The organism is Indibacter alkaliphilus LW1, from assembly GCF_000295935.2.
Classification (GTDB): domain Bacteria; phylum Bacteroidota; class Bacteroidia; order Cytophagales; family Cyclobacteriaceae; genus Indibacter; species Indibacter alkaliphilus.
This window is the reverse complement of sequence record NZ_ALWO02000014.1, coordinates 123,598-131,306: the sequence shown is the minus strand read 5'-3', so window position 1 is coordinate 131,306 and position 7,709 is coordinate 123,598. Positions and strand designations below refer to the sequence as shown.

Genomic DNA, 7,709 nt, shown 5'->3' with positions numbered 1-7,709 from the left:
GAAGATACTTTGGTGAAAAACTCTTTGACAGACTGGTTATTGCAAGCATTTGCCCCTACTTGTATACAAGCGGATAATCATATTTTTTAAATAATAGTTATTAAAATTCAAATAAATTATTGAATTAATTATCCGTTTAAATAAACGTTTAATTTGAGTGGTATTTGAAGATTTTTAGACCTTCAATTCTATTTTTAGCTAAGGTTTAAGTTTCATCTAAAATTTTTTATAAGATGAGTATTAAGATATTTCCTTCTGCGATTACCCAGCAAACAGTTGAGGTGTATGATTCCAGGATAAGTGTCAGATCTAAGGTGATTTATCTGATTTTGTTAGCGATGTTAATTGTTGCTGTCGCTGCTTTGCCACTGATCTACGTGGATGTTGCCGTTCAGTCTAGAGGTACTTTTCAATCAGCGCTTCAGCGAAATGCTCTGATGAGTTCCGTTGGTGGGCGCTTAGAAAAATGGGGCCTTGCTGAAAACCAAAAGGTCAAAAAGGGGGATGTCTTGGCCATTGTTAGGGCCGAAGTGGTGCAGTTGGAGATAGATGGGCTTGCTGAAAGATTGACGCTTTTAGAAGATTTCATTGCCGACTTGGGGAGGTTACTCAATCTGAATTTATCAGATCAATCTGTTTCTTTAATACCCCTCAAGTCAAAGTATTATCAAGCATCTCTTTTAGAGTTTCAGACCAAAATCCACAATCAGTCAGCATTGATGGAAAAGTTAGAACGGGATTTTGACCGTGCTCAATTGCTTTTTGACAGTAAATCTATTGCATTTGCTGATTATGACAACACTGAGGTCCAGTACAAACAAGCCATCACTCAAATGGAATTACTCAAAAAGCAACAGATCAATCAATGGGAGCAGGAGTTGATCAATCATCAAAATGAAAAACTGCGCCTGAAAAGTCAGATGGATGTTTTCTCAGAGCAAATAGATCAATATAAAATCATAGCTGGAACCAATGGTACTTTGATCAATGTGCTGAACTTAAATGTGGGTGATTTTATATATCCTCAGCAAAAATTGGCTGAAATCTCACCGGATACTACCCTTATAGCTGTTACTTACATTTCCCCAATGGATATTGCTTTTTTGAATATAGGCCAAGAAGTAAACTTTCAAGTGGATGCTTACAATTACAATCAATGGGGAGTAGCAATGGGTAAAATAATAGACATTGCTGATGACCTCACTTTAATTAATGAAGGGGAGGCCGGTTTTTTGGTTACCTGTGCCTTAGACACTCCTTTTTTGACCTTATCCAATGGACTGGAGGGGCAAATAAAAAAGGGAATGACATTCAATGCACGCTTTGTAGTGGCAAGAAGGTCTTTATTCCAGTTGCTTTATGATAAAGTGGATAACTGGCTCAATCCTCAGATTCAACAACCATCTTAATTTTTATTGTTATGGGTATTAAAATCAAACAAAGGGATATTACCGATTGTGGAGCGGCATGTTTGGCATCAGTGGCAGCACATTACAAATTGGAAATGCCTGTAGCCAAAATCAGGCAAATGGCTTCTACAGATCAAAAAGGGACCAATATTTTAGGTTTAATTGAAGCCGCTTCAAAGATGGGCTTTTCTGCTAAAGGGGTTCGTGGTGATTTTGATGCGCTTATTGAAGTGCCTATGCCCGTGATTGCCCATGTCATTGTCAAGAAAGTGCTACATCATTTCGTGGTTCTATATAAAGTATCAGACAAAGTGGTAGAATACATGGATCCGGGAGATGGACAAATCCATAAAGTCAGTCCTGAGGTATGGAAAGAAATGTGGACTGGTGTATTGGTACTGCTTATGCCCAATGATGAGTTCAAGGCCATCAATCAAAAGGTAAGCACATGGAGCAGGTTTTGGTACTTGGTCCGCCCCCATAAGGGAGTGATGTTTCAGTCATTAGTCGGAGCAGTTATCTATACCATTTTGGGTTTATCCACATCTATTTATGTTCAAAAAATCATCGACCATGTATTTATAGGTAGGAATGTAAACCTCCTTAACCTGTTATCTGTAGCCATGATTATTTTACTGGTTTTGCAGATTGTCATTGGGGTTTTTAAAACCTTGTTTATCATCAAAGTGGGGCAGCGGATCGATGCCCGGCTGATTTTGGGCTATTATAAGTACTTGCTGACCTTGCCCCAACGTTTTTTTGATACCATGAGGGTTGGTGAAATTATTTCCAGGATCAATGATGCTGTGAAAATCAGGGCATTTATCAATGATGTTTCAATAGGGTTTTTGGTGAATATCTTTATCGTTGTCTTTTCTTTTGCTTTGATGTTTACTTTTTACTGGAAACTGGCCTTAGTGATGTTATTGGTCATCCCGTTTTACACTTTAATTTATTGGATTACCAATCGCTTGAATAAAAAGATTGAAAAAAGGTTGATGGAGGAATCAGCCGAATTGGAGTCCCAACTGGTAGAATCTATCACGGCGGCAGGTACCATCAAGCGTTTTGGTGCGGAAGATCATGCCAATATCAAAACCGAAATCAGGTTTGTGTCTTTATTGAGGACTGTTTATCAGTCTGGAATGAACAATATTTTTTCAGGTACTTCCTCTGAAACTGTTTCCAGGTTGTTCACTATAATCCTATTGTGGGTAGGTGCTGGCTATGTGCTGAAAAATGAAATCACTCCCGGAGAACTGATGTCATTTTATGCTTTAATAGGTTATTTGACGGGACCGGTTTCCAGCTTAATCGGGATGAATAAAACTATTCAGAATGCCTTGATAGCGGCAGACAGGTTGTTTGAGATCATGGACCTGGAAGTGGAAAGTGCGGACGAAACATTTCCTTTGAAGAAAGAAGATGTGGGTGATATCCAATTCAAAAATGTATGCTTTAGGTATGGTTCCAGGGCAAACGTTTTTGACAGTTTAAATTTGGTTTTTCCTCAAGGAAAGATATCAGGTGTAGTGGGAGAAAGTGGTTCGGGGAAAAGCACCTTGGTATCCCTGCTTCAAAACTTGTATCCTCTTCAGTCTGGAAATATTTCCATTGGAGAGCATGATATCAAGTTTATCAACAATGCAAGTTTGAGGCAGATCGTATCTGTAGTGCCGCAACGCATCGATCTTTTTGCCGGGAATGTATTGGAAAATATAGCCTTGGGAGATTACCAACCGGATATGCAAAAAATTGTGGGTATCTGTAATAAGTTGGGTATGATGGGTTTTATTGAAACCCTTCCCAATAGATTTGGAACTTACTTGGGAGAAAATGGAGCATCTCTTTCAGGAGGTCAAAAGCAGAGGATAGCCATTGCAAGAGCACTTTACCGCGATCCTGAAATCCTGATTTTGGACGAGGCCACTGCATCCTTGGATCCTGATTCGGAACAGTTTGTACAACAAACCATCAGGATGCTGGCCTCAGAAGGTAAGACAATAATATTCATTACCCATAGGTTGGCCGCTGTACAGGACTTTGACAGACTTTATGTTTTGGATAAGGGTAAGCTGATAGAGGAAGGCACTCATGCTGAGTTGTTGACCCAGGAAGGAAAGTATTTTGAAATGATCAGGAAACAGTTGGTGGTGCTGTGATATTGTACCAAGTATCAATTATCAAGTACAAAGTACCAAGTACGATGTACCATGTATTCAGAACAAAGAATGATACATATAACAACTAACTCAACCGACCAATCACTCAATTAATTAATAAACAAACAATAAGAAACTTAATTTAACATTAACCTATAACTAACACTAATATGGAATTTATCAAACAAATAGAAAGATTACAGTTAATGAACAAACTTATCCGGGAACAAAGGACGGGGAGTCCCGAGGCGCTGGCAGAAAGGCTGGGTGTAAGCCGTAGGCAATTGTATGTGTATTTGGAGTATTTGAAAGATATGGGTTTGGATATTCAATTTTCAAGGAGGTTGAACAGTTTCGTGTTCGCTTGTGAAAAGCAGGTATATATTGATTGGAGGTTTGAAGTTTTGACTTCTAAGGATGCAAAGGAGTTTGTAGGAGGTTTGGCGACTTTAAGTAGTTACTCATATGTCAATCATTATTTACCTCAATAAAAGTTAACTGAAACATAAATTTAAACTAATTTGTACTTACTTAAATTTTAAAAATATGAAAACTTTAGAAAATCTATTGTCCTTTTTGAAAGCTCCTTACCGTGCTGAATCTTATACTAACTTGAGAGGCTATGGTTTTTTATTTTTATTGATTGTAACTCTGGTAGTTGTCGTTCCCTACGCTTTGATTTTAGAATGGGCGGGGATGGATCAGTTTGACAATATCATGCTAGAGTTGCTAGAAAATCAAAAATGGTTGGTAGCAGTTCTTGCCATCTTAGTTGCTCCAGTGTTGGAGGAGCCTATTTACAGGTTACACTTGGACCTGAAAAAATCTTCTATCATATGGAGTTTGGGTTTATCGCTTTTGTTGATAAACAATATATGGTACCCTTTAGTCCTCTTTTGGATTTACTTGATTTATCTTTTAGTAAAAGTCGATCGAGGACAGACTCTTAATCTGAAGTTTGTAGTTTATTTTTCAGCTGCGATGTTTTCACTCATCCACATGGTGAATTTCAGAGAGTTCGATTATTGGAATTATTTTTATTTCGTACCTCTGTTGGTAGGCGCACAATTTTTTGTGGGATTGGTTTTAAGTTATGTCAGACTAAATCATGGGATGCTTTGGGCGGTAATTTTTCATGCAGTTTACAATGCGGTTCTGGTTATCCCAGCGATTTATTTTTATGAACCATAAAATTTGAAAAATTTTGTTCCGTGCTGTTTTTATGCACGGAGGGAGGGTAATTTAGTTCTATGATCAGTTGACGAGGAATATGCTAGCTAAGAACTCGAAAAACTGAGATTGGGAAAACCCAGCGCCCGGTAAAGGTTGGGGGAAAAATGAAAATTGTTTAAATTATGGAAAAGTTTGAAGAATTAAGTTTTGAGGAAACTGTGGAGGTTAAGGGGGGATTAACATGGGCGGCTTTGGCAGGAGCAGTGGCTATGGGCTTACTCCTTGAGGCCATGATGAACCCTAAATCAACTATTGATGCTATGAAAGGGGGATGGGATAGAGCAGGAGAATTAGAGAAATATGCTGGACTTTAATTTATTAAGCCATGAAAAATTTCAAAAATTTAGAAGAAAATGAGCTCATCGAGATAAAAGGTGGAGGTCTTAGCGAATGGGGAGAAGTTCTATGGGATGCCGTAGGCTATACAGCTAAAGTTTGGGATATCTGCTGTCAAGTGGCATTTCGAAATGGAACTTTATCAGACCCTCAGTTTCATAGTAAATAATATACATGCTTGTTTCAATCACTGAAAATCCAGATTTTCAGTGATTGTTTCATTATACGATATGGTTAAAAATAATATTTATCGGATCTTTTCAATTATTTTTCTTTTTATTATATCATATGTATTAGTGAATTTTTACAGGCCTTTTAAAGCGAGTAATACGTTTAATGATTTTGGAATAGCAGATAGTGGATCAGGGATGATTTCATTAATAATCGTTTATCTTGCAGTTTCAAAAACAAAATCGACTTACACTGAATCAAAGAACTTGGCGATAGTAATATTTTTATTATATTTTATTCAAGAGGTTTTATCATATTTTTTTAAGTCTATTGGGACGTATGATTTTAAGGATATAGTATATTATGTTTTAGGTTTTATCATTATCTATTACTTTGACGTGAAAGGGAGAAAAAAATATGAGGACTTAAATATTTGAATATACAGCTAAACGATCTTAGTTAGGTTATAAACTCCTCTAGGTATTGTCTTTCCACTTCTGAGCCCGATTGGAAGTAGGAAAGTTTGTTAGGACTGGATGGGATATTTACGTATTACACGTCTCCAAACCAGAAAACTTGCTTTAATCTTAATATGAAAATTGCAAATTATATTCTCTCCTTCCTAAAGTTTCCCTACCTCCCTGAGACTTATACCCTATCAAGCCAAAAAAAAATTTTGATCTTATTGTTTTTGACCTTGGCAATCATAGTCCCTTACGTTTTGATATTAGAAGCAGCAGGCATCGATCAGTTTGACAACCTGGTTGAACAAATGCAGAAAGACAATAAATGACTGGTTGTCATTTTAGCTATTTTCCTGGCTCCTATTTTAGAAGAACCGATATTAAGGCTTCATCTTGACCTGAAGAAATCCTCCATTTGGTGGAGTATAGGGCTTGCTGTGATACTTCTTACGCAGATTTGGTGGCTGATCCTTGTATTTTGGGTGTATTTCCTTTGCTGATGAACAACATCAGCAAAGGAAATACACCTAACCTTAGGTTTGTTATTTGGACATCCTCGGCTTTTTTTGGGATGATCCATATGGGAAATTACACTTACTTTGATTACTCCACACACTTTTATTGGGTACCCCTTATGGTAGGAGCGCAGTTCCTAGTGGGATTGGTGCTGAGCTATATCCGTTTAAACCATGGAATGAAATGGGCGATTATCTTCCATGCAGTTTACAATGCGGTTCTGGTTATTCCAGCGATTTATTTTTATGAACCATAAAATTTGAAAAATTTTGTTCCGTGCTGTTTTTATGCACGGAGGGAGGGTAATTTAGGGATGTATTCTAAATGGAAGGTTTTAAATCAAGAAGCTGGATTGAATTGGAATTGATAATGTGAACTTAAATCGGTTTAAAAATATAAAGTATCAGGTTGAATTAAATTAAAGAAAAATGGCAATTTATAATGAGATAAAGAACAATGAGCTGCCTCAAATCAAGGGCTCTCATTTTTTAAAATCATGGAGAGGTTGGTGCATAAAGATATTCGCATTAGTTGTTTTAGGCTATTTTGTCTATGAATTTCTTGATGGGTTTATCCAAGGATGGATGGAAGTCGATTGTTCATGTTAAATGACAAAACGAAAGCTGTTAACTTTTGCGCTTAGTGGCACCATTCAAGAAGAGGAAAAAGAGTTGACATTGTCTATTTTTTTAAGGCTTTTCTTCATAAAGTTTTATCTGCTGGGTTTATATATAGGTCTCGTGACGATAGTCTTTGGTCTTGGGGAATTTTCCAATATTGAGCAAAGAGCAGGTTCCAGCATCGTTCACACTTTTGTTAATTTCATAGTTTTAGCACCTATTTTGGAAGAATTGATTTTTAGAAATCACCTAAATTTAAAGTTAGAAAACATGGTGCTGGCTTTATTGCTTTCGATAATTTTATTTTGGGGTGACTGGTTTATTGTGATTTTATTGTGGTATTTTATTCTTGTTGGTTATACTAGGATTCGAAAAATTTTCATCTCAAGACTCCTTTTGATCTATTCTTCCAGTATTATTTTTGCCTTTGCGCATCATTATCAGATCATTGACTGGAATAATTCAGGGACTATCGTTGATTTTTTTTTAAAATCTGTTCCTCAATTTATAGGAGGACTTTTCTATTGTTACATCTACTTCCGGAATGGTGTCATTGTATCTATGCTTTTCCATGCTTTTTGGAATTTGCTGCCATTTTTATCGGAATGTCTTAGAATTGCGTCTTAAGTCCCTTAGGTTTTTTTTGTCCACAAAAGCAAATTCGAGTATGCTTTATAGGAATTCCTATAAGGCAGAGAAATTATGATTATTTGGTGATTATTGGATTTTGGAGAAAAAAATATATTTTTTTTCCTCCGTGCTGTTTTTATGCACGGAGGAAAGGTAATTTAGTTCTAT

The 7,709-nt window shown here is 36.7% G+C and carries 9 protein-coding genes; all 9 read left to right on the top strand.

The genetic code is table 11. The features are described from left to right. The first annotated feature begins 233 nt into the window (after nt 1-233). The 9 genes from A33Q_RS03310 to A33Q_RS22565 all read left to right on the top strand — a co-directional run bounded on the left by A33Q_RS03310 (nt 234) and on the right by A33Q_RS22565 (nt 7,538). Entirely contained in the window at nt 234-1,409 is a 1,176-nt protein-coding gene (locus tag A33Q_RS03310) for an HlyD family secretion protein (RefSeq protein ID WP_009034845.1), read from the top strand. Nucleotides 1,410-1,420: 11 nt separating this feature from the next. Continuing rightward, a complete protein-coding gene (locus A33Q_RS03305; protein WP_009034844.1) occupies nt 1,421-3,571 on the top strand; it encodes a peptidase domain-containing ABC transporter in 2,151 nt (716 codons plus the stop codon). A 206-nt stretch (nt 3,572-3,777) separates the two neighbouring features. Then, nucleotides 3,778-4,062, top strand: coding sequence for an HTH domain-containing protein (locus A33Q_RS03300; protein WP_016254585.1), 285 nt, complete (start codon nt 3,778-3,780; stop codon nt 4,060-4,062). Nucleotides 4,063-4,117: 55 nt separating this feature from the next. Next, entirely contained in the window at nt 4,118-4,762 is a 645-nt protein-coding gene (locus tag A33Q_RS03295; RefSeq protein ID WP_009034842.1) for a CPBP family glutamic-type intramembrane protease, read from the top strand. A gap of 164 nt (nt 4,763-4,926) precedes the next feature. Continuing rightward, nucleotides 4,927-5,118 carry a hypothetical protein gene (locus A33Q_RS03290; RefSeq protein WP_009034841.1) on the top strand — a complete coding sequence of 64 codons (192 nt, stop codon included), beginning with the start codon at nt 4,927-4,929 and terminating at the stop codon, nt 5,116-5,118. An 11-nt stretch (nt 5,119-5,129) separates the two neighbouring features. Continuing rightward, the gene (locus A33Q_RS03285) at nt 5,130-5,309 is read left to right on the top strand and encodes a hypothetical protein (RefSeq protein ID WP_016254584.1); all 180 of its coding nucleotides are present in this window, start codon (nt 5,130-5,132) and stop codon (nt 5,307-5,309) included. A gap of 594 nt (nt 5,310-5,903) precedes the next feature. Continuing rightward, nucleotides 5,904-6,104 (top strand): hypothetical protein, encoded by a 201-nt coding sequence (locus A33Q_RS22335; protein ID WP_235062768.1) that lies wholly within the window; start codon nt 5,904-5,906, stop codon nt 6,102-6,104. 89 nt (nt 6,105-6,193) lie between these two features. Next, nucleotides 6,194-6,547, top strand: a complete 354-nt coding sequence (locus A33Q_RS22330; protein WP_009034839.1) for a CPBP family glutamic-type intramembrane protease — start codon at nt 6,194-6,196, stop codon at nt 6,545-6,547. Nucleotides 6,548-6,899: 352 nt separating this feature from the next. Continuing rightward, the gene (locus A33Q_RS22565; RefSeq protein WP_009034838.1) at nt 6,900-7,538 is read left to right on the top strand and encodes a CPBP family glutamic-type intramembrane protease; all 639 of its coding nucleotides are present in this window, start codon (nt 6,900-6,902) and stop codon (nt 7,536-7,538) included. The last annotated feature ends 171 nt before the right edge of the window (nt 7,539-7,709 follow it).

Bases quoted from the DNA above. Each gene is read 5' to 3' on its own strand.
- A33Q_RS03310 (WP_009034845.1), top strand. From the start codon at position 234: ATGAGTATTAAGATATTTCCTTCTGCGATTACCCAGCAAACAGTTGAG.
- A33Q_RS03305 (WP_009034844.1), top strand. From the start codon at position 1,421: ATGGGTATTAAAATCAAACAAAGGGATATTACCGATTGTGGAGCGGCA.
- A33Q_RS03300 (WP_016254585.1), top strand. From the start codon at position 3,778: ATGAACAAACTTATCCGGGAACAAAGGACGGGGAGTCCCGAGGCGCTG.
- A33Q_RS03295 (WP_009034842.1), top strand. From the start codon at position 4,118: ATGAAAACTTTAGAAAATCTATTGTCCTTTTTGAAAGCTCCTTACCGT.
- A33Q_RS03290 (WP_009034841.1), top strand. From the start codon at position 4,927: ATGGAAAAGTTTGAAGAATTAAGTTTTGAGGAAACTGTGGAGGTTAAG.
- A33Q_RS03285 (WP_016254584.1), top strand. From the start codon at position 5,130: ATGAAAAATTTCAAAAATTTAGAAGAAAATGAGCTCATCGAGATAAAA.
- A33Q_RS22335 (WP_235062768.1), top strand. From the start codon at position 5,904: ATGAAAATTGCAAATTATATTCTCTCCTTCCTAAAGTTTCCCTACCTC.
- A33Q_RS22565 (WP_009034838.1), top strand. From the start codon at position 6,900: ATGACAAAACGAAAGCTGTTAACTTTTGCGCTTAGTGGCACCATTCAA.